This is a genomic window from Myxococcus sp. MH1 (assembly GCF_059738865.1).
Genome location: NZ_AP026947.1, coordinates 8348154 through 8374504, shown reverse-complemented (window position 1 = coordinate 8374504; position 26351 = coordinate 8348154). Strand labels below are relative to the sequence as shown.

The 26351-nt window shown below is 69.5% G+C and carries 19 protein-coding genes; 16 read left to right on the top strand and 3 right to left on the bottom strand.

Annotation, left to right across the window (positions count from 1 at the left end; genetic code table 11):
* Window positions 1-12 precede the first annotated feature (12 nt).
* From pilM to AC6JA9_RS32855, 16 genes are all read left to right on the top strand, one after another.
* Window positions 13-1095, top strand: coding sequence for a type IV pilus assembly protein PilM (gene pilM, locus AC6JA9_RS32930; protein WP_046715650.1), 1083 nt, complete (start codon window positions 13-15; stop codon window positions 1093-1095).
* A gap of 27 nt (window positions 1096-1122) precedes the next feature.
* Window positions 1123-1806, top strand: a complete 684-nt coding sequence (locus tag AC6JA9_RS32925) for a PilN domain-containing protein (RefSeq protein WP_223748134.1) — start codon at window positions 1123-1125, stop codon at window positions 1804-1806.
* A gap of 13 nt (window positions 1807-1819) precedes the next feature.
* Window positions 1820-2404 carry a type IV pilus inner membrane component PilO gene (locus AC6JA9_RS32920; RefSeq protein WP_046715648.1) on the top strand — a complete coding sequence of 195 codons (585 nt, stop codon included), beginning with the start codon at window positions 1820-1822 and terminating at the stop codon, window positions 2402-2404.
* Between the two features lie 43 nt (window positions 2405-2447).
* The gene (locus tag AC6JA9_RS32915) at window positions 2448-3020 is read left to right on the top strand and encodes a pilus assembly protein PilP (protein WP_223781758.1); all 573 of its coding nucleotides are present in this window, start codon (window positions 2448-2450) and stop codon (window positions 3018-3020) included.
* A 56-nt stretch (window positions 3021-3076) separates the two neighbouring features.
* A complete protein-coding gene (locus tag AC6JA9_RS32910) occupies window positions 3077-5794 on the top strand; it encodes a type IV pilus secretin PilQ (RefSeq protein WP_483578553.1) in 2718 nt (905 codons plus the stop codon).
* 36 nt (window positions 5795-5830) lie between these two features.
* Entirely contained in the window at window positions 5831-6469 is a 639-nt protein-coding gene (locus tag AC6JA9_RS32905; RefSeq protein ID WP_426745324.1) for a hypothetical protein, read from the top strand.
* A gap of 34 nt (window positions 6470-6503) precedes the next feature.
* The gene (locus tag AC6JA9_RS32900) at window positions 6504-6866 is read left to right on the top strand and encodes a roadblock/LC7 domain-containing protein (protein ID WP_141323739.1); all 363 of its coding nucleotides are present in this window, start codon (window positions 6504-6506) and stop codon (window positions 6864-6866) included.
* Window positions 6867-7001: 135 nt separating this feature from the next.
* Complete coding sequence (gene efp / locus AC6JA9_RS32895) at window positions 7002-7583, top strand: elongation factor P (protein ID WP_223748138.1); 582 nt, start codon at window positions 7002-7004, stop codon at window positions 7581-7583.
* Between the two features lie 30 nt (window positions 7584-7613).
* On the top strand, window positions 7614-8210 hold the full coding sequence (gene accB / locus AC6JA9_RS32890) for an acetyl-CoA carboxylase biotin carboxyl carrier protein (RefSeq protein WP_223748139.1): 597 nt from the start codon (window positions 7614-7616) through the stop codon (window positions 8208-8210).
* Between the two features lie 70 nt (window positions 8211-8280).
* Window positions 8281-9666, top strand: a complete 1386-nt coding sequence (gene accC / locus AC6JA9_RS32885) for an acetyl-CoA carboxylase biotin carboxylase subunit (protein ID WP_141323742.1) — start codon at window positions 8281-8283, stop codon at window positions 9664-9666.
* A gap of 188 nt (window positions 9667-9854) precedes the next feature.
* The gene (gene sgmX, locus AC6JA9_RS32880) at window positions 9855-13028 is read left to right on the top strand and encodes a type IV pili formation protein SgmX (RefSeq protein ID WP_497958351.1); all 3174 of its coding nucleotides are present in this window, start codon (window positions 9855-9857) and stop codon (window positions 13026-13028) included.
* A gap of 23 nt (window positions 13029-13051) precedes the next feature.
* Window positions 13052-13996 carry an ExeA family protein gene (locus tag AC6JA9_RS32875; RefSeq protein ID WP_223748141.1) on the top strand — a complete coding sequence of 315 codons (945 nt, stop codon included), beginning with the start codon at window positions 13052-13054 and terminating at the stop codon, window positions 13994-13996.
* Between the two features lie 5 nt (window positions 13997-14001).
* Window positions 14002-17934, top strand: a complete 3933-nt coding sequence (locus AC6JA9_RS32870) for a translocation/assembly module TamB domain-containing protein (RefSeq protein WP_223781763.1) — start codon at window positions 14002-14004, stop codon at window positions 17932-17934.
* Between the two features lie 11 nt (window positions 17935-17945).
* On the top strand, window positions 17946-21032 hold the full coding sequence (locus tag AC6JA9_RS32865; RefSeq protein WP_223748143.1) for a POTRA domain-containing protein: 3087 nt from the start codon (window positions 17946-17948) through the stop codon (window positions 21030-21032).
* Complete coding sequence (locus AC6JA9_RS32860) at window positions 21032-21553, top strand: hypothetical protein (RefSeq protein WP_223781764.1); 522 nt, start codon at window positions 21032-21034, stop codon at window positions 21551-21553. Before AC6JA9_RS32865 ends, AC6JA9_RS32860 begins: the two co-directional genes overlap by 1 nt.
* 35 nt (window positions 21554-21588) lie before the next feature.
* Entirely contained in the window at window positions 21589-22908 is a 1320-nt protein-coding gene (locus tag AC6JA9_RS32855; protein ID WP_223781765.1) for a lysophospholipid acyltransferase family protein, read from the top strand.
* Here AC6JA9_RS32855 and AC6JA9_RS32850 read toward each other — a convergent pair.
* From AC6JA9_RS32850 to AC6JA9_RS32840, 3 genes are read right to left on the bottom strand one after another with little or no spacing between them, the layout of a single operon-like run.
* Window positions 22898-24199: a spinster family MFS transporter gene (locus tag AC6JA9_RS32850; protein WP_497958350.1), complete on the bottom strand. Its 1302-nt coding sequence runs from the start codon at window positions 24197-24199 to the stop codon at window positions 22898-22900. The genes AC6JA9_RS32855 and AC6JA9_RS32850 overlap by 11 nt on opposite strands.
* Window positions 24196-25131 (bottom strand): Ppx/GppA phosphatase family protein, encoded by a 936-nt coding sequence (locus AC6JA9_RS32845; RefSeq protein ID WP_223781767.1) that lies wholly within the window; start codon window positions 25129-25131, stop codon window positions 24196-24198. Before AC6JA9_RS32845 ends, AC6JA9_RS32850 begins: the two co-directional genes overlap by 4 nt.
* A gap of 17 nt (window positions 25132-25148) precedes the next feature.
* Entirely contained in the window at window positions 25149-26333 is a 1185-nt protein-coding gene (locus AC6JA9_RS32840; protein WP_223748147.1) for an aminotransferase class V-fold PLP-dependent enzyme, read from the bottom strand.
* Between the last annotated feature and the right edge of the window lie 18 nt (window positions 26334-26351).

The window sequence follows — 26351 nt, the reverse complement described above, 5'->3', positions numbered from 1 at the left end:
ACGGAGTCAAGAATGGCGAAGGGCAAACTGGCACTCGGTCTGGACATCGGATCGACCTCCATCAAGATGATCCTGCTCAAGGAGCAGCGCAAGCGCGGCGAGGTCGGCTTCGCGTTGCAGAGCTTCGGCATGAAGCCGCTGCCTCCGGAGGCCATCGTCGATGGAGCGCTGATGAACTCCACCGCCATCGTGCAGGCGGTGCAGGAGCTGATGTCCGAGCTGAAGGTGAAGGGCAAGGACGTCGCCATCGGCGTGTCCGGCCACTCGGTCATCATCAAGAAGATTCAGATGCCGCGCATGTCCCAGGAGGAGCTCGAGGAGAGCATCCAGTGGGAGGCCGAGCAGTACATCCCGTTCGATGTGAAGGACGTGAACATCGACACGCAGATCCTCGACGGCGGCGGCAACGACGCCACCGGGCAGATGGACGTGCTGCTGGTGGCCGCCAAGAAGGACATGATCAACGACTACACCACCGTGGTCTCCGAGGCGGGCCTCGCGCCGGTGGTGGTGGACGTGGACGCCTTCGCCGTCCAGAACATGTTCTCCGTCAACTACGACCTCCCGGAGAAGGAGACCGTGGTCCTCATCAACGCGGGCGCCTCGGTGGTGAACATCAACATCATCGCCAACGGCGTGACGGTCTTCACCCGTGACGTCACCATCGGTGGCAACCAGTTCACCGAAGAAATCCAGAAGCAGCTCAACGTCTCCTACGAGGAGGCCGAGGCGCTGAAGATCGGCGGCAACCGCGCGGACGCGGACGCCGTGGTGCCCCAGGACGTCGAGCGCGTGCTCTCCAGCGTGGCCGAGCAGGTGGCCGGTGAAATCCAGCGCTCGTTGGACTTCTACGCGGGCACGGCGGCGGACTCGAACTTCACCAAGGTCTACCTGTCGGGTGGCACGGCGAAGATTCCGGCCCTGTTCAAGACGATTGAAGCGCGCACCGGCGTGCCGGTGGAGATCCTCAACCCGTTCCGCAAGATCGAAGTGGACAACCGCAAGTTCGACCCCGCGTTCATCATGGACGTGGCGCCCATGGCCGCGGTGGCCGTGGGACTGGCGCTCCGGCGTCCGGGCGACAAGCTGGCCTGACCTGTCCACCTCCTGGAGACGACGCACATGATGATTCGCATCAACCTGCTTCCCGTCCGGAAGGTCCAGACCCAGCAGAAGGGCCGCCAAGTCCTGGTCCTCTTCGCGCTGGCGCTCCTCGGCGCCGCCGTGGGCAACTACTTCTGGTACGACGACCGTGATTCCGAATACCAGCGCAACGCCCAGGGCATCGCCCAGACGCGCGCGAAGATCGCCGAGTTGGAGAAGGTCATCGGCGAGGTGAAGAACATCAACGCTCGCAAGGCGGAGGTCGAGAAGAAGCTCGCGGTGCTCGACTCGCTGCGCAAGGGGCGCAACGGCCCGGTCCGGATGATGGACGCGCTCGCGTCCGCGACGCCCAAGAAGGTCTGGGTGAAGGGCTTCGTCGAGTCCGCCAGCGCGGTGTCCATCGACGGCTCGGCCGTCAGCCACGACGAGGTCGCCGAGTTCATGCGCGGCCTGAACGGCGTGGTGTGGACGCCCAAGGGCATGGGGCGCCTGGTGGACCAGCGCCGTGACGCGAAGACGTCCCGCGTGGAGCTGCTCACGGCGGAGGCCACCATCGAGGAGTTCCCGGCCGGGCAGATCACCCCGTTCTTCACCAATATCGACCTGACGAGCGCGGTGCAGACCAAGGCGTCCGCGGGTGTCACGGGCATGCCCCCCCTGGTCGACTTCAAGATCACCCTCAGCGCGAACTACGCCATCTGACCGAGGCCCCACCATGGACAAGTACCTGGACCAATTCGTCAAGGCGTCCCCGGGCGTCAAGTTCGGTGGCCTCGCCGCGGTCATCATCCTGATGACCGCCGCCAACTACTTCCTGCTCATCGAGCCGACCGAAACGCAAATCGAGGCTCAGCTGGGCGAGCGGCGCACGCTGGACCTGGAGCTGGCCGAGAAGAGCGAGATCGCCCAGAACCTCAACGAGCGCCGGCGCGAGATGGACGTGCTGGAGCAGAAGCTCGCCGAGGCCCTCACGGAGCTGCCGGAGAAGAAGGACGTCGAGGAGCTGCTCGCGCAGATCAACGACATCGGCAAGAAGAGCGGCCTGGAGATCTCCCTGGTGCAGCCCGACCGCGAGTACGTGGGTGGCGGCGAGTTCTTCGCCCGCATCCCCATCCGCATGACGGTGAGCGGCAACTACCACGAGATCGCCATGTTCCTGCAGGAGATGGCGAACATGCGCCGCATCGTGAACGTCAACAACATCAACCTGGGGCAGCCGACGCTGAAGAACGAGAAGGTCGTCCTTCAGAGCAGCTTCCTGGCGACGACCTTCCGGTTCGTCGAGACCCAGAAGAACTAGAAACTTGATCCGTCCCGGAAGTAGGGCGACAAGGGGATTGAGGATGAAGATGTTCAAGGCCACCATGACGACCGCCGCGCTCGCGCTGACGCTCGCCGCCTGCGAGGACGCGCCCCCGCCTCCTCCGCCGGTGGCGGCGGCTCCCGCGCCGGCCGCCCCCGCCGCGCCGGCGGAGACGGCCCCCGCCGCGGTCGAGGCCGCGGCGGCTGCGCCGTACGTCTACTCGTACAACCCGGTGGGCAAGCGCGACCCGTTCCGCAGCCCGCTGGAAGAGCTGGGGCCGGTGAACCCCAACATCGCGGCGCCCACCTGCACGGAGCCGCTGTGCGCCTTCGACCTGGACCAGCTGAAGCTGGTCGCGGTCGTCACGGGCGACGCCAATCCACTTGCCATGGTCGAAGACCCGCTGGGTCGAGGCCACATCGTGCGCCGCAACACCCGCGTGGGGCGCCAGGGCGGCAAGGTCACGCAGATCCTCCGTGATTCGCTGACGGTGACCGAGGTGTTCTCGGGCAACGGAGAGATCATCAAGAATCCGGTGACCCTGCAGCTCAAGCCCGATGATCGGCAGGACCCGAGCTACAATTTAATGACGGGCAAAAACTACGGGGAGTAGCGCCCCCGTGGCGCGCCCGCGGGCGGCAGCCCGCTTCCAACTTGGTGAGGGGACGCATGCTCGAGAGGAGCGCTGTGACGAGGGGCAAGTGGATGTTGGCGACTGCATTCGCGGTCGTCCTTGCGGGCGCCAGCAGTAGCGGCGCCGAACTGAATACGCTTCGGGACCTGGATGTGTCCCGTACCGGCTCGGGCGCCCAGGTGGTGGTGACCGGAACCCGGCCCCCCACCTTCACCGTCTTCCGGCTCAGTGGGCCGGAGCGGTTGGTGGTGGACCTCTCGTCGGCGGATGCGACGGGTATCAAGGGCCACCATGACGGCTCCGGACCGGTGTCCGGCGTCGTGGCGTCGCAGTTCTCGGACGAGCGCGCGAGCGTCGGCCGGGTGCTGCTGGCGCTCGACAAGGCGTCCCAGTACGACGTGCGCGCGGACGGCAACCGCGTGGTCATCTCCGTGGATGGAGCGGCCTCCGCCCCCGAGGCGAAGCCCGCCGCGCCCGCGACCGTCGCGACGGCCCCCGCCGCCCCGACGACGCCCGCGCCCGCCGCCGAGGTGAAGCCGGCCGTCGTCGCGGAGGCCCCCGTGAAGCAGGAGGCGGCCGCGAAGCCCGCGCTGCCCGAGAACGTCGTCGCCGCCGAGGCCGACGAGCGCGAGGTGGCGCAGCCCGCCCAGCGCATCACCCAGCTCGCCTACGCCGATGAAACCCTGCGCATCCGCGCGGACGGCGACATCGCGCGCTACGAGGTGCTGGAGCTGGCGGACCCGCCCCGGCTCGCGGTGGACCTGTATGGGGTGGGCCTGGCGGCCCGCGCGCCCCGCATCAACGGCGCGACCCTGAAGGAAGTGCGCGTGGGCGCCCACTCGGACAAGGTCCGGCTGGTGCTCGACGTGCGCGGCAAGATGCCCGCCTACCGCGTGGACCGCGCGGACAAGGGCCTCGAGGTGGTGCTCGGTGGCGCGGTGGCCCGCAAGGCCGCGCCGTCGCCCGCGCCGCAAGAGGTCATCGCCTCGGTCGCCGAGGTGGAGCCCCTGCGTCCGGCCCCCGTGGTCGTGGAGGCTCCGGCCACCGCGTCCGTGGTCGAGGTCAAGGACCTGTCGTTCCAGGAGGGTGGGGCGGGTGGCCGCGTGGTGCTGAAGCTGTCCGGCACCGCGGGCTGGAAGGTGGACCGTCCGGACCCGCGCAGCGCGGTGCTGACGCTGGACAACGCCCGGCTGCCCAAGAAGCTCGAGCGCAGCCTGGACACCAGCGCGCTGGAGACGCCGGTGAAGATGATCAGCGCCTTCAGCGTCCCCGGTGAGGGCCGCAAGGTGCGCGTGGTGGTCGCCGCCGACGGCGCCATCGAGGAGAAGGTCAGCCAGAGCGGCAACACCCTGTCGTGGCGCCTGGACGTCAAGGGCGTGAAGACGGACGAGGTGTCGGTCGCGCAGCGCACCGCCGGCTTCACCGCCGAGGCGCCCGCCTACGCCGCCGAGGGCGCGCCGCAGCAGGCCCGCTACCGTGGCAAGCGCGTGTCCTTCGAGTTCAAGGACATCGACATCCAGAACCTCCTGCGCGTCATCGCGGAGATTTCGAAGAAGAACGTGGTCGTCGCGGACGACGTGAGCGGCCGGGTCACCATCCGCCTGCGCAACGTGCCCTGGGACCAGGCGCTGGACCTCATCCTGCGCACCAAGCAGCTGGGCAAGGAGGAGTTCGGCAACATCATCCGCATCGCCCCGCTCAAGACGCTGGAGGAGGAGGCCCGGCTGCGCCAGGAGCGCAAGAAGTCGCTCCAGCAGCAGGAGGACCTGCTGGTCAACCTCATCCCGGTGAACTACGCGGTGGCCGCTGACATGTCCGCCCGCGTGAAGGACGTCCTGAGCGAGCGCGGCACGGTGACGGTGGACACGCGCACCAACGTGCTCATCGTCAAGGACGTGCGCTCCAACACGGAGAAGGCCCGCTCGCTGGTGCGCAGCCTGGACACGCAGACGCCGCAGGTCCTCATCGAGAGCCGCATCGTCGAGGCGAGCACGACCTTCAGCCGTCAGCTCGGCGTGCAGTGGGGTGGTCAGGCTCGCGCCGCCGCCGCCACGGGCAACTCGACGGGCCTCATCTTCCCGAACAACGTCGCCGTGACGGGCGGTTCGCCGAGCATCGGCGCCGCGGGTCTGCCGGCCGTGCCGAACTTCGCGGTGAACCTGCCGGCGCCGGTGGGCGAGAACGCCGGTGGCGCGCTGGGCTTCGTCTTCGGCTCTGCCGGTGGCGCGCTGCAGCTCAACCTGCGCCTGTCCGCCGCGGAGACCGAGGGTACCATCAAGACCATCTCCGCGCCCCGCGTGACGACGCTGGACAACAACACCGCTCGCATCAGCCAGGGTGTGTCCATCCCGTTCAGCCAGACGTCCGCGGCCGGTGTGAACACGACCTTCGTGGAAGCGCGTCTGTCGCTGGAGGTGACGCCGCACATCACCCAGGACGGCAGCATCCTGATGGCCATCAACGCCTCCAACAACCAGCCGGACCCGGCCAACACGGGCGCCAACGGTCAGCCCTCCATCCAGCGCAAGGAGGCCGTCACCCAGGTGCTGGTGAAGGATGGGGACACCACGGTCATCGGCGGCATCTACGTGCGCCGTGGCTCCACGCGGACCAACTCGGTGCCGTTCCTCTCGAAGATTCCGGTCCTCGGGTTCTTCTTCCGGCAGACGAACGACACGGATGAGCGTCAGGAACTGCTCATCTTCATCACGCCCCGCATCCTCAACCGGCAGACCATTGCGCAGAGCCTGTAAGGCATCGCGCCTCTTCTCCGAGGAGAGAGTACGCTCATGAAGCCCATCTATCTCGCCGCGCTGATGGCGTTCGGCTCGGTGTCTTGCGTCGACAACACTCCGAAGTTGCAGGTCATCCATGCGGCCCTTCCAGAGCCGGATTGCTCGATTCCGGAGGACGAGGCGATTCTGCGGGGCTCCCTGAACCTGGGGCTCGCGGGAGACTTCCTCCTGGGGCTGGTCATCACCTCCAACCTCGTGGACAGCCCCATCATCGTGGGGGAGGGTGGTGAGGTCAGCGATCCCGACAGCCTGGCCATCTACGTCACGTCCGTGGACGTGTCGTATCGGACCGAGCCGGACCTGGGCATCGAGGATGCGAACATCCCTCTTTTCGGAGGGTTCCGCCCGAATCAGGACAGCAGCCTGCTGCTGGGGGTGCTCACGCGGGACGCCCAGGCGGCGCTCTTCGCGGCGACGGCGGGTGGCGGCTTCGTCGACACGCTCGTCACCATGCGCTTCCGGGGCAAGACCGCTACCGGTAGCAAGGTGGAAGCGAACGAGTTCACCTTCCCGCTCACCGTCACCAACGTGGGGTTCGTCTGCCCCAAGCCGGGCGACGTCCCCGCGCAACCCACGGAGGCCTGCGACCTGCGTGGTCTGAATGGCGTCGTGCCGGAGTGCGAGACTCCCTGACCTTCGTCAGCCCCCCAGGAACCCCCCCGAGCCCATGTCCTTTCGCACGCACCTCGAGTCAGTCGTCAACCAGGTGGACGGAGCCCTCGCCTGCAGCGTGATGGGCTTCGACGGCATCTCCGTGGACACCTACCAGCGCGAGGAGGCGGGCGAACTGGACCTGGGCGGGGCCTGGGTGGAGTACGCCAACCTCCTCACGCAGCTGCGCCACGCCGCGGAGACGCTCAAGACGGGCGCGGTGAGCGAGGTCAGCGTCAACAGCGACAAGGTCCTCACGCTGATGCGGTTGGTGTCCCCGGAGTACTTCCTCGTGCTCGCCCTGCGCGCGGATGGCAACTACGGCAAGGGCCGCTATGTGCTTCGCGTGACGGCCCCCAAGGTGAGCGCGGAGCTCTAGCCGCGCCCTCTGTAAAGCAGTCGTCCGGACGACGCGGCGCTCCGCAGCTTTCCCCTTCCCATGGGAGGGGGCATGGGCTAGACACCCCCGACTTTTCAAGCTTCCGTATTTTCGAGTCTGAAGGAGTCGGTCCCCATGGCCGGTGTCATCGATACGTCCGAGTTTCACAACGGTATGAAGATCGAAATCGACGGTGAGCCGTTCGTCATCGTCGAGTTCCAGCACGTGAAGCCCGGCAAGGGTTCCGCCTTCGTCCGCACCAAGATCCGCAGCCTCACCACGGGCCGCGTCCTGCAGCCGACGCTGAAGTCCGGTGAGAAGGTGGGCCGCCCCGACATCGAAGAGAAGGACATGCAGTACCTGTATGTCCAGGGCGAGGACTACTACTTCATGGACAAGCGCGACTTCGAGCAGACCTTCATCAGCGAGAAGGCGCTCGGCGACGCGAAGAACTTCCTGAAGGAGAACACCGACGCGACCATCCTGTTCTGGAACGGGAAGGCCATCAGCGTCACGCTGCCGAACTCGGTGGACCTGAAGGTCATCAAGTGCGACCCGGGCGTGCGCGGCGACACGGTGTCCGGCGCGCTGAAGCCCGCCACGCTGGAGACCGGCTTCGAGGTCAACGTCCCCCTGTTCATCAACGAGGGTGACGTCCTCAAGATCGACACGCGCGACGGTGGCAAGTACCTGACCCGCGTGGCCACCGCGGGCTAGCCCAGGACGCCCGAGGGAGGGGACGCGAGCATGGCAACCAAGCGCAAGTCGACCCGGGCCTCCGCGCCCGCCAGCGCGTCCGCTCCGGCGAACGCGGCCAACGCGGGCAACACGTCGCTGGACGTGGAGGCCCTGCGGGAAATCGTCAACATCCTGGAGGCCTCGGACGTGACGAGGCTGGTGTGGAAGCGCGGGGAGGAGAAGCTCTTCATCCGCCGCGGCCACGCCCCGGAGACGACCATCGTCCACCACGCGGCCCCGTCGGCCGTCCCGGTGGGCCCGGCGGTGGAGTACGCGGCGCCCGCGCCCCGCCCCGTGTCGTCCGCTCCCGCCGCCGCGCCCTCCGCGGCCCCGGCCCCCGCGGCCGAGAAGGCCCCGGAGAAGCCCGGCCACGTGGTGACCAGCCCGTTCGTCGGCACGTTCTACCGGACGCCGGCGCCGGACCAGCCGGCCTTCGTCGACGTGGGCACCGTGGTGAAGAAGGGCCAGGTGCTCTGCATCATCGAGGCGATGAAGTTGATGAACGAAATCGAGTCCGAGGTCTCCGGCCGCGTGGTGGAGATCCTCGTGGAGAACGGGCGGCCGGTGGAGTTCGGCCAGTCCCTGTTCCGCATCGAGCCGGCCTGACGCTGGCGGGCGCGCCCCTCGCCCCTTGATGGGCGCGCTCCCCACGCTGCTCGTTCCAGGAGACATCCCCGTGTTCAAGAAGGTGCTGATCGCCAACCGCGGGGAGATTGCCCTGCGGGTCATCCGCGCCTGTCGGGAGCTGGGCATCGCCACCGTGGCGGTGCACTCCACGGCGGACGCCAACGCCCTCCACGTGCGCTTCGCGGACGAGGCCGTCTGCATCGGCCCTCCGTCGTCCAAGGAGAGCTACCTCAACGTCCCGCAGCTCTTGTCCGCCGCCGAAATCACCCGCGCGGACGCCATCCACCCCGGCTACGGCTTCCTGTCGGAGAACGCCGAGTTCGCGGAGGTCTGCGAGAACTGCAAGATTCGCTTCATCGGTCCGCGCCCTGAGATGCTGCGGATGATGGGCAACAAGGTGCGGGCCCGGCAGGCGGCGCGGGAGGCGGGCATGCCGCTGCTGCCCGGCAGCCCCGGCACCGTGAAGGACCCGCGCGAGGCGGAGGAGTTCGCCCGCCAGATTGGCTTCCCCGTCATCCTCAAGGCGGCCGCGGGTGGCGGTGGCAAGGGGATGAAGATCGTCCGCGAGCCGAGCGCGCTGGCGCAGGCGTTCTCCACCGCGCAGGCGGAGGCGGTGGCGTCCTTCAACAACGGCGACCTCTACATCGAGCGGTACGTGGAGAAGCCGCGCCACATCGAAATCCAGATCGTCGCGGACGAGCACGGCAACATCATCCACCTCAACGAGCGCGAGTGCTCGGTGCAGCGCCGGCACCAGAAGCTCATCGAGGAGGCTCCGTCCCCGGCGCTCACGCCGGAGCTGCGCGAGCGGATGGGCCGGGTGTCCGTCGAGGCGATGCGCAAGCTGCGCTACAACAACGTCGGCACCATCGAGTACCTGCTCGACGAGCGCGGCGAGTTCTACTTCATGGAGATGAACACGCGCATCCAGGTGGAGCACCCGGTGACGGAGCTCGTCACGGGCGTGGACCTGGTCCGTGAGCAGATCCGCATGGCCTACGGCCACCCCCTGCGCTTCAAGCAGGAGGACATCCAGATCCGCGGGCACGCCATCGAGTGCCGCGTCAACGCCGAGGACCCCATCACCTTCGCGCCGTGGCCCGGCAAGATTACCGGCTACAGCGTCCCGGGCGGCTACGGGGTGCGCGTGGACTCGGGGGCCTACGAGAACTACACGGTGCTGCCGTACTACGACAGCCTGCTGGCCAAGCTCATCGTGCATGCGGAGGACCGTGAGACGGCCATCCGCCGCATGCAGCGCGCGCTCGGCGAGTACGTGGTGGAAGGCATCCGCACCAACATCCCGTTCCACCGCGCGGCGCTCGGCGAGGAGTCCTTCCAGGAGGGCAACTACGACACGCGCTTCGTGGAGCGGCTGCTCGCGAGTGAGACGGGTTCCCGTCGACTCAAGAAAGCCGTGGAAGAGACGCCGTAGCGCACGTCCGCCTACGTGGCGCGTCCGTCTAATGGGCGGGTGTGCAAGCAGGTGAGCTGGCCCCGGGGGGAGCCGGGCTGTTTCTTGACCCGCGTCGGAGGATTCCGTTAGCCTCCGACTCTCCCCCTTTTGAAGATAGAAACCCGCGAAGTTCCAAGGGGTTTCGGCTCGCCGGAAGCCCACGCTCGATGGACAAGAACAAGATCATCGAAGCCGCCGCGAAGCTGGTCGCGAAGGGCGCGTACGACAAGGCCATCAAGGAGTATCAGAAGGTCCTGGAGGTCGACCCGAAGGACATCCGGGTGCTCCAGAAGATGGGGGAGCTGTACCAGAAGAAGAACGACAACGCCCAGGCGGCGCACTTCTTCACCAAGGTCGCGGAGAGCTACTCCTCGGACGGCTTCTTCCTCAAGGCCGTCGCCCTCTACAAGCAGGTCCTCAAGCTCAACCCGAACCTGCTCGAGGTGAACCTCAAGCTGGCGGAGCTGCACCAGCAGCTCGGGCTGATGTCGGAGGCGATGGCCTACTTCCAGATCGTGGCGAACCACTACGACAAGGCGGGCGACACCAAGTCGTCGCTCGACACCTTGAAGAAGATGGTGGACCTCGACCCGGAGAACGTGGCGTCGAAGATCAAGCTCGCGGAGCTGTACGCGCGCGAGAACATGTCGCGCGAGGCGGTGCAGGAGTTCAAGCGCGCCGCCGAGTACCTCAAGCGCAACGGCCGCGGCGACGACTGGGCCCGCGTGGCCGAGCGCCTGTCCACGCTCGAGCCGGACAACCTGCCGCTCGCCAAGGAGCTGGCGACCTCGTACCTGCAGCGCGGCGACCAGAAGCGCGCGCTCGCGAAGCTGCAGGTGTGCTTCAAGGCGGATGGCCGCGACGTGGAGACGCTGTCGCTCCTGGCCCAGGCGTTCCAGGGGCTGGGGCAGACCTCCAAGACGGTGTCCGTCTACAAGGAGCTGGCGAAGATCCACCAGGAGCGCGGCCGGCTCACCGAGGCCGAGGCCGTCTGGACGCAGATTGAAGTGTTGGATCCGCAGGACCCGGAGCTGCTCGCGCGCCGCGCGCCGGCGCCGGCTCCCGCGCAGCCCCAGCCCGTGGCGGCGCCGCAGCCCCAGCAGCCCTCCGCGCCCCAGCCGGCCGCCCGCGCCGCGCCTCAGCCCGCGGCCCAGCCGCAGCCCGCGCCCGTCGCGGCGCCGCCCCCCTCGCAGGCGGGGATGGCGCGCGAGCAGCTGGCGAAGCTGCTCACGGAGACGGACGTCTACGTGAAGTACGGGCTCCACGACAAAGCGCTGGAGCACCTGCGCAAGGTCTTCTCCGTCGACCCGGAGAACCTGGACGCGCACGAGAAGGCGTATCAAATCTACGTCGCTTCGGGGAACACGGCGCAGGCGGGCGAGCAGCTGTTGAACGTGCTGCGCCTGTGCACGCGCGCCGCGGACTCGACGCGCGCGCAGCCGTACCTGGCGACCATCCTCCAGCAGAACCCCGCGCACCCGGAGGTGCCGGCGTTCCTGTCGGTGCTGCGCGTGGAGGGCCCGGTGACGGCCTCTCCGTCCGCGACGGTGGTGGAGTCGGTGGGCGAGGACGCCATCCTGGTGGACTCCAGCGACGACGAGGTGCTCGTCGCGCCGCCGCCCGAGGACGCGCTGCTGCATCCTCCGGGGGACGAGCTGGCGCTGGCCACGCTGCCCTCGAGCGACTCCGACGAGGTCATCGACGACGAGCACGACGCCACCGTCGTCAGCGAGGAGGCGCTCGTCGGCGAGGCCATCACCTCGGGCGAGCACGACGTCTACGACTCCCCCGCGCCGGAGGACCTGGCGGCGGCGGCCGAGGACGAGCTGCTGGTGTCGGGCGACGACGGGATGGTGCTCACGGACGAGCCCGGCCTCGCGTCCACGGACGACGAGCCGCTCGTCGAGTCGGCCGACCTGGACGGCCCGCTCTCCGACGACGAGAGCTACTCGCTGGGCGACTCGGACGACGAGGCCACGTCCACGATGGCGGCCATGTCGCTGGGCGACGATGACGACGCGCCGCCGCCGACGATGGTGCGCGCGCCCACCCGTCAGCTCCTCCAGGACGCCGCGCCCGACACGCGCAAGCAGGCGACGCTCGTCGAGGAGGCCTCGCTCGACGTGGACGAGGTCCCCACGCGCGTGGGCATCGCGCCGCTGGACGCGTCGATGCTCGACGACCTCGAGGAGCCCGCGGGCTCCGACATGCCGTCGCTGGGCGACTTCGAGGAGGAGGAGCCCACCGCCTCGCACGCCATCGTGGCGATGGACGACGCGCCCCTCGACGAACCCGAGTCCCTGCCGGAGACCGACTTCGGCTCGGTGGAGGAGGAGCCCCAGGACTTCGGCTCGCCCGTGGAGGAGCCTCAGGAGGAGGCCGCCGCCGAGCTCGCCGACGACAGCGTCAGCGAGCCGGAGGAGGAGCCCGCCGCGGAGGAGTGCGACGAGGCCGCGTTCTTCCTGGACCAGGGCCTGCTGGAAGAGGCGCGTGAAATCCTCGAGACGGTGAGCATCGCCTTCCCGGGCCACGCGCGCGCCACGGAGCTGATGGAGCGCCTGGAGGCGCTCGAGGCCAGCGGCGGCGTGCCGCCGGAAGAGGAGCCGCCCGAGCCCGTGTCGGTGCCCACCGTGCTTCCGATGACGGAGCCGGCGGGGGAGCGCGACGCGTTCGACCTGGCGGCGGAGCTGGCCGGCGAAATCGACAACCTGGGCGACGACACGGCGGCGGCGCCCGCGGCGGAAGAGGACTTCCAGTACTCGGTGGAGGAGGTGTTCTCCGAGTTCAAGAAGGGCCTGGCCAAGGTGGTGAAGCCCGAGGACGTGGACACGCACTACGACCTGGGCATCGCCTACAAGGAGATGGGCCTGCTGGACGACGCGCTCCACGAGTTCGAGGTGGCGCGTCAGGGCTCCATGGGCTCCAAGCGCGAACTCGACTGCCTCACGATGATGGGCATGCTGCACCTGCTGCGCGGTGACGGCGCGTCCGCGGTGGCCACCTTCCGCGAGGGGCTCGCCAGTCCCCACGCCACGGGCGAGGCCGCCAAGGCGCTGGGCTTCGAGCTGGCCCAGGCCTGGGAGGCGAGCGGCGAGCCGGGCAAGGCGCTGCACCACTACCAGCGCGTGGCGGCGATGGACGCGAAGTACCGCGACGTGAGCTCGCAGGTGTCCCGACTGTCCGCCAGCACGTCACCGGAAGACGACCCCCTCCCCATGCCCGCGCCCGTCGCCACCACCAACGGCACGAAGAGCCCTGGCGGCGGTGCAGCCGCGGCCGTGGCCAATCCCCCCGTGCCGGCCGCCGGCGCGCCCAAGGCGCGCAAGGTCGGTTACGTGTAGTTGCCCCGAGGTCCGGCGAGCCCATGACGACCTACCTCGATTTCTTCGACCTCACCCAGGAGCCCTTCTCCAACGCTCCGGTGAGCCGCTTCTATTACAACTCGGCTCAGCACTCGCAGGCGCTCACCCGGCTGATGCATGCCGTCAGCTACATGAAGGGCCTGTCCATCCTCGTCGGCGACATCGGCGCGGGGAAGACGACGCTGGCGCGCCGCATGCTCGACTCGCTTCCCGAGTCCGAGTACGAGGCCGCGCTGCTCGTCATCATCCACTCGGGCATCACCGCCAACTGGCTGTTGCGCCGAATCGCGCTGCAGCTGGGCGTGGAGAACCCCGCGCAGGAGAAGCTCGCGCTCCTGTCGCAGCTCTACCAGCGGCTCCTGCAGATCTACGAGTCCGGCAAGAAGGCCGTCGTCCTCATCGACGAGGCGCAGATGCTGGAGACGCGGGAGCTGATGGAGGAGTTCCGCGGGCTGCTCAACCTGGAAGTGCCGGAGCGCAAGCTCATCTCCTTCGTGTTCTTCGGCCTGCCGGAGATCGAGAAGAACCTGAAGCTGGACCCGCCGCTCGCGCAGCGCGTGGCCATGCGCTACAAGCTCGAGCCCTTCACGGCGGAGTCCACCGAGGCGTACATCAAGCACCGCCTGCGGCTCGCCGGCTGCCCGCGCATGCCGTTCTCGCCCGAGGCGCTGCTGGCCGTGCACGAGCACTCGTCCGGCTCGCCGCGTGTCATCAACACGCTGTGCGACAACGCGCTCTTCGAGGCCTTCCTGGCCCGGGCGGACACCGTGTCCGCGGACCTGGTGAACCGCATCGGGAAGAACCTGGGCCTGCAGGGCATCAACTCGGCCGCTCCTGGAGCAGCCGAGCGGGCGAGCGTGCCCGCCACGAACCTGCCCCGAGCGGCCAACAACAAGCTCGACCTCGCGGAGATAGACCGCTACCTCGAAGGGCTGGGTAAGCTCTAGGGGCTTTGGCCACACAGAGCCGCAACGGTGCGCTTCGAGCGCTGCTGCTCGTGCTCCTCGTCATCTCGGGGAGTGTCCTCGCGTTGCGCATGCCCGCCACGTGGGAGGTGGCCTGCACGGTGGCGCGGCGGCACCTGCCGGACGTGCTTGGCCTGGACGTGGGCATCGGCCGCTGTGAGTTGGACCCGCTCGGCTCGCGCGTGCTGGTGCACGGCTTCTCGCTCTTCCTGCCGGGCGCGGACACGCCGCTGTTGGCGGCGGACCTGGCGGAGGTGCAGTTCGGCTTTTTGCGCCCCCTCTCCGGCAGGCTGACGTTCGCCTCGGTGCGCGCGGTGCGTCCGCGGCTGTCGCTGGACGTGTCCCAGCCTCGCGAGCGTCCCGAGACGAAGTCGGAGGGCTGCTTCCTGGACCCGCTGGAGCGGGTGCGGGTGGCGAAGCTGGACATCGTCGGCGCCGAGGTGCGCGTGGCGCTGCCCGAGGGGCGCCGCGTGGAGGTGGCGGACCTGGATGTCCGCTGGGCGGAGCGCTGGGGCGTCATCGAGCTGGACGTGGAGGCACGCCGGGGACTCGTGCGCCTGGGGCCCGGAGGCCAGGAGCTGGCGCTGCAGCGGCTGGCCATCGCCGGTGCGGTGGACCCGGACGAGGCACTGCTGGAGCTGGAGCGCGCGGAGGTGTCACTGGATGACATCAGCACCACGGTGTCCGGACGGGTGGACTCGCTCTGCCAGCCGCACCTGGCGCTGGACGCGCAGATCTTCCTGCCGCTGCGCACGCTGTCGCAGGCGAAGCTGTTGCCGAAGCCGGCGACGGGCCACCTGTGGAGCCGCGTGTCCATCGCCGGCAAGCCCGAGTCTCCCGCGGTGTCGCTGGAGCTGTCCGGCAATGGGCTGGGCTACGAGCGCTTCGGACCCGCCAACATCTCCGCGCGGCTGTCCTACGCGGGCGACGAGGTGCGGCTGGAGGAGGTGGTGGTGCCGGTGGGGATGGGGCGGGTGCGCGCCACGGGCAAGCTGCTGCTGACGCCGCTGCTGCCGCTGGAGGTGAGCCTGAAGACGGAGGATGCGTCGCTGGCGCGCATCCTCGACAAGGCGGGGGTGAAGGGCTCGTGGGTGGACTTCCCCGCGTCGCTCGAGGCGCAGCTCTCCGGCAACCTGCTGCCGCGCTTCTCGCTGTCCGGGCCGCTGGACTTGCGCACGGGCCGCTTCCGGCTGGCCACGCGCGCCTATGACGCTCCGGCCAGCGAGGGCATCCACATCCTGGAGTTCGACAAGGGGCGGGCGCAGGCGCAGGTGCGGCTGCAGACCGACCGCGTGTCCTTCAACCACGTCCAGGCGGAGGTGGGCCGCTCGCGCGTGCAGGCCGACGTGGGGCTGCTCATCGGCAATGGCCTGGGGTTGGACATCCACGGTCAGGGCGAGGTGGACCTGTCGGACTTCGGCCACATCGCCGGACTGAAGTGGGCGGGGCGCGGCAACGCGACGTACTCGATTACGGGGCCGGTCTCCGAGGTGAAGGTGGAGTCGGGCCTGTCGTTCCGCGACTTCGTCTTCTGGGGCTTCAACCTGGGCGTGCTGCAGGGGAAGCTGGGCTACTCGGATGGGGTGCTGGCCTTCCCCTCGTTCACGGGACAGAAGGGGCGCACGCAGTACTACGGCAAGGCGGCGGTGGGCTTCGGCCGGCTGCTCAACCTGAAGCTCGAGGTGAACGTCCCGCAGGGGCGCACCGAGGACCTGGTCGACGTGGTGGCGGGCCTGACGCCGTCGCTGGCGGTGATGCAGGGCACGCTGGGCGGCACGGCGTCCGGGCGCGTGGAGGTGGACAGCCCCATCGAGAAGCTGGAGGGGCTGGTGGCCTTCGACGTGAAGGACACCGCGTACTACGGGCGGCGCCTGGGGGACGGCTCGGCGCGGCTGCGCTTCGTGGACGGCAAGGCCATGGTGCTCGAGCGCACGGAGCTCAAGGGCCCGCTGGGCCGCACCTGGGCGGAGGGCACGCTGCTGTTCGCGGGCGGGCTGGACTACCGCTTCGGCGGGGACGGGCTGTCGCTCGGGGAGACGGTGGGGCCGGAGCTGGCCGGGCGCATGGGGCTCACGGGGACGATGGTGATGGACGGCGTCGTTTCCGGCACGTCCGACATCCCCGTGGTGGACGTCACGCTGAAGTCGCCGCACATCGCGCTGGATGGTCGCAACCTGGGCGCCATGGACCTCACCGGGCGACTGGTGGGCAAGGACTTCGAGGTCTGGGGCCGGCCCTTCCAGGACGCCAGCGGCCGCGTGAAGATGAAGGTGCAGGACACGTGGCCCTACGACGCCTCGCTCACGCTGGCGCTGCCGGAGATTCGCACGCTGCTGCCGGCGGAGCCGCTGTGGGCGGGCGTGTCCGGCCAGGTGTCCGGCTCGCTCACGGCGAAGGGGCCGCTGATGGAGCCCCAGGCCGCGCAGGTGCGCGCGACGGTGGACCGTCTGGTGCTGTCGCGTGACGACGTGCGCGCGGAGAACACGGCCCCCATCTCGCTCGCCTTCGAGAAGGGGCGGCTGGAGGTGCAGCCGTTCCGCTTCCTCGGGCCGTACGTGGACCTGAACATGGGCGGCTGGATGACCACGCGCGGCGGCATCGGCCTGACGCTGCGCGGAGGTGGGGACCTGCGCCTGTTGGAGTCACTGCTGCCGTCGATGGTGGAGCGCTCCATGGGGCGGCTCACCGTGGACGCGGAGGCCACGGGGACGCTGGAGGCACCCTCGGTGGTGGGCAGCGCGGAGCTGTTGGACCTGCGCGTGGCGATGCGGGATCTGCCCATCAACGTCCGGGGCATGTCCGGGCGCGTGGAGCTGACGGGCCAGCGCATGTTGCTGGAACACCTGCGGGGCCTGGTCAACGAGGGCAAGGTGTCCGCGCGCGGTGACGTGCGGCTGTCGCGCTTCCTGCCTCAGCGGTTGGGACTCACGGTGCAACTGGACGAGGTGCCCTACCGGCTCACCGAGGACCTGCCGGCGACGTTCTCCGGGCTGCTCCAGGTGGTGGGGCCGCCCAAGGGCTTCACCGTCACGGGCGGCATCGACATCGTCAAGATGCGCTACCAGAAGGCGCTGGACGTGGAGGCGCTGCTGAAGTCCATGCAGAAGCGCGCCCCGGTGCAGGCGCCCTCGCCGTCGGCGGCCCTGGGCGAGGCGTTGAAGCCGTGGGTCATCTGGGATGTGAACGTCCACTTCGGGGACGTGCGCGTGGACAACAACCTGGCCAAGGCGCGGATGCTCGGGGACGTGCGGCTGACGGGGACGGACCTGCGGCCGGGCCTCTTGGGGCGGGTGGAGCTGGCCGAGGGCAGCCAGGCGTTCTTCCGCAACAACCCGTTCACCATCAGCCAGGGGCAGCTGGAGTTCCAGGACGCCAACAGCCTGGAGCCCGTCTTCGAGGTCCAGGCCCAGACGCAGGTGCGTGAGTTCCTGGTGAAGCTGCACGCCTTCGGCAAGCCCACGGACCCGCAGATCCTCCTCTCGTCGGAGCCTGCGCTGGTGGAAGGGGACATCGTCTCCCTGCTCACCCTGGGGTTCACCTCGTCGGACCGGGACACCGCGGCGTCGGCCGGAGCCGGGCTGGCGGCCGAGGCCCTCTTCAACGCGTCGGGTCTGGACCGGCAGGTCCAGCGGTTTCTCCCCAGCAATCCGGTGCTGAGGGATTTGTCCCTCCAGATATCCACCACCTACAATGACGCCACCCGACAAGCGGAGCCCACCGCGCAACTGGAGTCGAAGTTCCTCAGCGAGCAGCTTAAAATCGGGATGACTCAACCGGTGAGTGGGCGCGGAACGCGGGCGCGTGCCGAGTACCGCTTCGACGACAGACTTTCCGCGCAGGCCCAGTGGGACAACGAGAACAGCGAAGCCTCGTTTGGCAACCTCGGGCTCGAGCTGAAGCTCAGCTGGGAGGTCGAGTAACCCGCGCCGCGGTGGCGCTGGGGCTCTGGCTGTGCGTCCTGGCCTCGGCCTCCGCGCGCGCCCAGGCGCCCGAGGCCCGCGCCGCCGGTCAGAACGTGGTGGCCGTGGAGCTGCACCTGCCCGGAGGCGAGGACGCCGAGGGGCTCAGCGGCCTGGTGGCGGTGCGCAAGGGCCAGGCGCTGATGCCTTCGTTGGTGCGCCGCTCGGTGGAGCGACTGTGGGCCACGGGGCGGTTCTCGGACGTGGTGGCGCGCGCGGAGGAGGTGCGCGGCGGGGTGCGACTGGTGTTCCAGCTCACGCCCGTGTCGCGGTTGGCGCGGCTTCGCTTCGACGGGAACCAGGTGCTGACGGACGGGGAGCTGCTCGACGCCAGCGGCCTGCTGGAGGGCGGCCCGCTGGACCAGGAGGAACTGGAGGGCGCCGTGTCCGGTGTGCTCCAGGCATATCAGCGCAAGGGCTACGACTCCGTGCGCGTGACGGCCACGCAGGAGCCGCTGCCCCTGGGCATCCAGGTGTCGCTGCACGTCACCGAGGGGCAGCCGACGCTGGTTCGACAGGTGAACTTCTCCGGCAGCCCGGGCCTGCCGCTGCCCCGCTTGCTGGCGGCGCTCGCGATGCGCCCCGGTGAGGTGTTCGACCGCGTGCGGCTGGACGCGGGGTTGGACCAGCTGCGCACGGTGTTGCGCGAGGCGGGGCACTGGCGCGCGCAGGTGGGCGCGCCCGCGGTGCTGGTGGAGGGGAGCGCCGCGTCGGTGTCGGTGCCGCTGTCGGCGGGGCCTCGCTACAGCGTGCGCTTCCATGGCAACCACCGCTTCACGGCCGAGGTGCTGGAGCGGGTGCTGGCGTACGACGTGGCCGAGCCGCTCGACGAGGTGGTGGCCGGACGGCTGGCGCGGCGGGTGGAGTCGTTCTACCGGCACCGGGGGTTCCACGACGCGCGCGTGCGTCCGCGCGAGGTGCTGCGGCCGGATGGTGAGGTGGCGGTGCTGGCCTTCGACGTGGACGAGGGCCAGCCCCTGCGCGTCAGCGAGGTCCGCTTCCATGGCAACGCGTCGCTGGGCTCGGGCACTCTGAGAGAGGTGCTGGCGGAGCGCATCCGCGCCGGGGAGCTCCAGCCGGAGCTGGACCTGCGGCTCCAGGACGACCCGCTGGACGTCGAGGGTCGTCACGGCCGCGGGCCTGGCGCCACGGAGCCGGTGCCGGACCCGGCCACGGTGTACGTCGAGGACGCGTGGCTGGAGGCCACGGAGTCGATGATGGAGCAGTACCGTGAGCGGGGCTTCTTGTCGGTGGTGGTGACGCTCCGGGGGCTGACGGTGGATGCTCGCACGCGCACGGCGGCGGCGGACTTCGACGTGGTGGAGGGGCCCCAGACGCGCGTGAAGCAGGTCGTCCCCGACGGGTTCCCGGACACAAAGGCCGCGCGCGCGACGGCCTCGGGCATGGGGGTGCACGAGGGCCTACCGCTGAGCTTCGAGGCGGTGGAGGCGGCGCGCGTGGCGCTGGAGCGCGGGCTGGGCACGCAGGGCTACCTCTTCGCCCGCGTCACGACGAAGTCCTCGCTGGAGGAGGGCGACCAGGTCGCGACGGTGGTGTTCAACGCGGACACGGGGCCGCAGGTGAAGGTGGGCAAGGTGCTGGTGCAGGGCCTGACGCGCACGGACCCGGACCTCATCATGGCCAACCTGAACCTGGAGGAGGGGCAGCCGCTGGCCATGGACTCGCTCACCGAGGGTCAGCGCAGGCTCGCGCGGCTGGGCTTGTTCCGTCAGGTGGACGTGACGCTCGCGGACCCCACGCGGCGCGAGGCGTCCAAGGACGTGGTGGTGACGGTGCACGAGCGCCCTCGCCTCGATGGACAGGTGTCCGGCGGCTACTTCCTGGTCGACGGTCCTCGAATCACCTTGGACACGGCGTACCGCAACCTGGATGGACTGGGCCTGAGCCTGCTGGCGCGCGGCAAGGTGAACTACGCGGGCTGGAGCGCGGAGGCATTGTCGGCGGACCGGCGGATTGCGTGTGAGCAGTCGGGCGGCGCGGCCTCGGCGGGCTGTGACGTGGAGCTCCAGGGACTGAGCGGACTGGGTGGCCGTGGCAACCTCGCGCTCTCGCAGCCTCGGCTGTACTTCCTGCTGCCGTTCGAGGTGGGCGCGCGACTGGACCTGATCGCCGAGCGTGTGCACCGGCCCTCGTACGTGTCCTCGCGGCTCGCGGCGGCGGCGGCGTTGGACTGGGCGGTGGCGTCCTGGTTCAACGTCTCGCTGTCGTACGAAGTGGAGAACAACCGGCTGCGCTCGCGCGCCGGCGTGCTGGAGCTGCTCAACCGCGCGGACCAGGAGCGGCTGCGCTATCCGTTCGGCGACTTCGTGCTGCACTCGCTGCGGCCCGCAATCACGCTCGACTTCCGTGACGACGCGACGAACCCCCGGCGTGGGCTGGTGCTCATCAGCAGCGCGGAGCTCACGCGTGGCATCAGCGTGAGCCCCACGGATGTCGCGGGCAACGCCGTGCCTGCGTTCCCCATCAACGGTCTGAAGCTGGCGAGCAGCTTGAGTGGCTACATCCCGCTCGGGCGTCGAGCGAGCCTCGCGCTGTCGGCGCGCGCGGGCACCATCGTCCCGATGGAGATGGGCGCACAGCCCATCGGCTCGAAGCTGTTCTACCTGGGCGGCTCGTCGAGCCTGCGCGGCTTCCGCGAGGACGGCGTTCTGCCCGAGGACGTGCGTGAGGCGCTGCATCAGCGGCTGCGCGACTGTCGCTCGCTCATCAGCCCGACGGGGTGCTCGGGCGAGCTGAAGGCGGTGCTCGCGGGGCAGGTGCCGGCGAGCCAGGGCGGTGAGCTCTTCACCTTGGGCAAGGCGGAGCTGCGGCTGCCTGCGCTGACGTCGTTGGACCTGGGCCTGTTCTTCGAGGCGGGCAACCTGTGGCTGGACAGGACTCGGCTGGATTTGGAGCGGCTGCGCTACGCGGCGGGCATGGGCCTGCGGTACATGACGCCGGTGGGCCCCCTCGCGTTCGACGTGGGCTTCAACCTGGACCCGGACGAGGAAGTGAACGAGGCGCGCACGCAGTTCCACTTCAGCATCGGGACGTTCTGATGAGGCTCAGGTCCACGGGGTGGATGGCGCTGCTGCTGACGGGCCTCTGGGGCGCGGGGTGCCGCCACGCGCAGGACGTCACCGACGCGCCGGAGCGTCCCAAGTGGATGCCGCCGGAGGGGACGTGTCCGAAGGGCGCGCTGGTGCAGATGGAGCGGCTGGGGCTCAAGCCTGGCGACAAGCTCCCCGTCATCGTGGATGCCATCCAGGACCACCCGGGACCGGCGCGTTACAACTACAGCTTCGTCATCGCGCTGCCCCGGGACGAAGGGGAGAAGGTGCTTCCCGGCGCTCGCATTGGCGGGCGGCTCTATGTGACGAAGCACCGCGTGTTCGGCCGCTATGACCGCGTCTTCCTGCCGGAGAGCGGCGCCATGTCCGTGCCGTTCTGCGGAATCCTGCTCGACGCGAGGTGGGACCGCGATGGCGAGGGGTTGATTGCCTACCCGAGCCCTATGAAGGGGTTCTCCGTGGTGCAGGACAACACGGGCGTCATCCTGGTGGTGGACAAGTACCCGTGAGCGCCGTCCGCGCCGCGTGAGGTACAGTCCCCGGCGTGTTCTACGCCTGTGTCCGTGCCGTGGTGGCGGTGTGTCTGCGCCTGTTCTACCGGGTGAGGGTGAATGCCTCCGGCGCCGAGCCCGAGGGGCCCGTGCTCTTCGTGGGCAACCACCCCAATGGACTCATCGACCCCGGGCTCGTCTTCATCCTCACGCGCCGCAAGGTGACGTTCCTCGCGAAGGCGCCGCTTTTCCGCATGCCCGTCATCGGCTGGCTGCTGAAGGGGCTCGATGCGCTGCCGGTGTATCGCAAGCAGGACGACCCGACGAAGATGGGCGGCAACGAGGGCACGCTCGACGCGGCCAAGGGCGCGCTCGTGCAGGGGCGCGCCATCACCATCTTTCCGGAGGGAAAGAGCCACTCGGAGCCGGGGCTCGCTGAGCTGAAGACGGGCGCCTCGCGCATCGCGCTGAGCGCCGTCCGAGAGGGGGCGCCCGTGCGCATCGTCCCCGTGGGGCTGACGTACGCGGAGAAGCATGTGTTCCGCAGCGAGGTCCTCATCGACGTGGGGCCCGCCATCGACGCCACGGCGTTCCAGCCCGCGGACGCCGCTTCGGAGCAGGACTCGGTGCGCGCGCTGACGGAGCGCATCGCCGAGGGGCTGCGCGCGGTGACACTCAACCTGGAGCAGTGGGCGGACCTGCCGTTGATTCAGCTGGCCGAGCAGCTCTTCGCCTTCAAGCAGGGCGGGGCGCTGGATGCGGAGCGACTGCGTCTGTGGGCTCGTGGCGTGCAGCTCTTCCGCACGCAGGAGCCGGAGCGCTTCGAGGACTTGCGCGCCCAGCTCACGTCATTCAAGCGCCGGCTGGACCTGGTGCACGCGACGGGGCCGTCGGACCTGGCGCTCGTCTACCGGCCGGGCAACGTCACGTCGTTCATCGTGAAGAACCTGCTCGCGCTGGTGTTCGGGCTGCCGCTGTTCGTGCTGGGGCTCGTGCTGTTCTGGCTGCCGTACCAGGTGCCTCGGGCCGCCAGCCGCAAGGCGGAGCTCGACGTGCAGGCCACGGTGAAGTTCCTCACGGGCTTCGTCGTGATGCTCGTCTGGTGGGCAGGGCTCACCGTGACGGCGGGCGTGCTGGGGGGCGCGCTCCTCGCGCTCTTCACCTTCGTCGCGGTACCGCCGCTGGCCCTCTTCACGCTCTACTTCTCCGAGCGCTCGGATGTGCTGCGCCGGGACGTGGACGTGTTCTTCATGCTGGGCAACCGCGCGCGCCTCAAGGCGCTGCTGCTCGCGGATGGCGAGCGGCTGGCGACCGAGGTGGAGCGACTGGCGGACGAATACCGGCCGAAGGTGGACGCCGCCGTCAGGCGGTAGCGCGCTCCCGGGGAACGGCGTCCCGGAACAACCTCGCGCCGACGAGCAGCGCCAGTCCGCCGAGCAGCACGGGCAGGGCATTCACCGCGATGGCGGTGCGCAGGTTGGACGCGTCGGCGATGTTGCCGATGAGCGTGGGCGAAATCGCATCCCCGAGCAGGTGGATGCACAGCACGTTGAGCCCCATGGCGAAGGCGCGGAACGCGGGCGGCACGCAGTTGACGATGGCCGCGTTGATGGGACCGCTGTTGAGGAAGATGAGGAACTGCGCGGCGCCGATGGCCGCGAACGTGGGCCCCACGTCCTTCAGGTGCACGGCCAGGTACATGCACGGCGCCGCGAGCAGGAGGCCGATGCCCGACATCCACAGGCCACCGCCCTCGCGCTTGCGGTCCAGCTTGTCGCCCAGCCACCCGCCGGCCACGGTGCCCAACAGGCCCGCCACCGCCGTAATCGCGCCGAAGAGGAACCCGGAGCTGTCCGCCGACATCGCGCGCTCGCGCACCAGGTACGTCGGCATCCAGAAGCCCAGGCCGCCGATGGAGAACGTCATCAGCGTGTAGCCCGCCGTCACCGCCCAGAAGGCCGCGTTGCGTCCCAGCCCCTTCAAACCCACCATGAAGGGCAGCTTCACCTCCGCGTCCGGGCCGTCCATGGCGCCGCGCTTCGGCTCCGGCATGAAGAAAGCCATCGCGCCCAGAATCAGGCCCGGCACGCCTCCGGCGAAGAAGGCCACGTGCCACGAGTACTTCTGCGTCAGCCACCCGCCCAGGCCGTAGCCCGCGGCCGCGCCCACGGGGATGGCGATGTAGAAGAGCGCCAGCATCCGCGTGCGCCGGTCGCGAGGGTACAGGTCCGAGATGATGCTCGGCGCCACCGCGCCATAGCCCGCCTCGCCGATGCCGATCACCGCCCGCGCGACGAGCAGCGCGATGAACGACGTCGCGAGCCCGCTGGCCCCCGTGGCGAGGCTCCACAACAACACGCCACCTGCCACCAGGAACTTGCGGGGATACCGGTCACCGAGGAAGCCGCCCAGCGGCGAGGCCAGCATGAACACCACGATGAACATGGTGCCCAGCAGGCCCGACTGGGTGTCGTTGATGCCGAACTCCTGCTGGATGCCCGGCAGCGCCACCGCGACGATGTATCGGTCGAGGTAGTTGACCAGGTTGATGAGCGTGAGGATGAGCAGCGCGTAGCCGGCGTTCGCCGCCGGTGCCACGGTTGTGGTGGTGGGCGAGGGTGACGGAGACGGGGGTGGAGAGACGCTCACGGAGGGCGCGCTCATGAACGGGAGGCCCCCGCGCCGAAGCGGTGCGCGAGCAGTCCCCACCTCAAGCCCCGGTCACTCACCCGGCAGCCATCCAGCCCCAGCGCCTTCACCGCCTCCAGCAGGATGAGCGCACCCGCGGGGATGACGTCCGCGCGCTTGGGCTGCATGCCCGGCAGCGTGCGCCGCTCCTCGAGAGGCTGCTGGCACAGCTGGTCCACCAGCGCGCTCAATTCGCCCACCGACAGCGTGCCGCCGTGCACCCGCGCCGCGTCGTACGGGTCGATGGCGTGCTTCACCGCGTACACCGTGGTCACCGTGCCCGCCACGCCCACCAGCACCGAGGCGGGAGGTGGAGGCGGCAGCGCCTTGAACGTGTCGCGCAGGTGCGCCTGGATGCGCGCGCGGTCCTCGGCGGACATCGGGTCCGAACGCACGAAGCGCTCGGTGAGCCGCACCGCGCCCACGTCGAAGCTGTGACGGAAGTCCACGTGGCCCGCGGGGTTGCCGTAGATGAACTCGGTGGAGCCTCCGCCGATGTCCAACACCAGCAAGGGCCCGGCCGCCTCGCCCGAGAAGTCCGAGCTCACCGCGGCGAACGACAGCTCCGCTTCGAGCTGCCCTGAGATGATCTCCACCGTGACGCCCGCGCGCGTCTTCGCGGCCTCGAGGAACTCCGCGCCGTTCACCGCGTCGCGCGCGGCGCTGGTGGCCGACACCGCGATGTCCTGCGCGCCCTGCTCACGCGCCTCGCGCGCGAAGGCCTCGAGCACCGACAGCGTGGCCTCCATGCCCTCGGCAGACAGGCGGCGGGTGGCGTCCACGCCGCGTCCCAGGCGGGTGATTTCAGCGCGCTCGAGGACGGCTTCGAAGCGGCCGTCCCCGGTGCGCTCCGCGACCAGCAACAGCACGGAGTTGGTACCGATGTCGATGGTGGCGAATCGCGGCATATGTGTATCCAGCCTACTCAACGCAGCAGCGCTTCCAAAGCGTCTGCCAGCGCGGCGTACTCGTCCGGGGTGTTGTAGAGCTGCGCGGACAGTCGCACGTGCCGCTCGGGCGGCCGGGGCCACGCGACGATGGGCACCTCGATGCGGTGCTCGTCGAACAGGCGCAGGTGGAGCGGGTCCAGGTAGAGCGGAGCTTCGGGCTCCAACGGGTAGCCCGGTGGCAGCGTCACCACCGCCATGCTGCCCACCATGTCCTCGGGGCAGGCGGGGGAGACCTTCAGCCGCTCGCACAGGAGGGCCCGCGCGGCCAGGGCCTTGCTCCGGTTGGCCGCCATCACCTCGGGCCAGCCGCCGGGTAGCAGGCCACCCACCACGCGCAGTGCCTCCGGGACGCAGAGCACGGCGGACGGGTCATGCGTCCCCGTCCAGTCGAACAACAGCCGGTAGCGGGAGCGGTCCGTGCGGGGCGAGTTGCGCCCATGGCTCACCGCCAGCGGCGTCAGGCCCTGCTGCAAATCCCTGCGCACGTGCAGGAACGCGGCGCCCTTGGGCGCGCACAGCCACTTGTGGCAGTTGCCCGTGTAGTAGCCAGCGCCCAGCGAGCGCAGCGACAGCGGCACCTGTCCCGGCCCATGCGCGCCGTCGACCAGCGTCTCCACGCCGCGCGCGCGCAGCTCCGAGACGAGCCTCGCCAGCGGCATCACCAGCGCCGTCTGGCTGGAGACATGGTCCACGAGGAACAGCCGCGTGCGTGGCGTCACGTGCGCGAGCACCGTGTCCACGATGGACCGAGCGGACGTCACCGGCCACGGCAGCTTCGCGACCACCACCTTGGCGCCGCCGTGCTCGGCGACGAAGTCCAGCGCGTTGCGGCTCGCGTTGTATTCGTGGTCCGTGGTGAGCAGCTCGTCGCCGGGCTGGAAGCGCAGCGAGCGCAGCACCGTGGTGACACCGCTGGTGGCGTTGGTGACGAAGGACACGTCCTCGGTGTCCGCGTCGAGGAAGTCCGCGAGCACGCCGCGGGCCTCGTCCAGCAGGGGCTCGATTTCACGGTGCAGGAAGCGGACGGGCTCCGCCTCCATCCGCGCGCGCAGCTCCGACTGCTTCTGGAGCACGGCGGTGGGGCACGCACCGTAGGAACCGTGATTGAGGAAGCGGACCTGGGGATCCAATCCCCAGTGGGAACGGAGGGAGGCGCTCATGCGCGGGGACTGCACCCG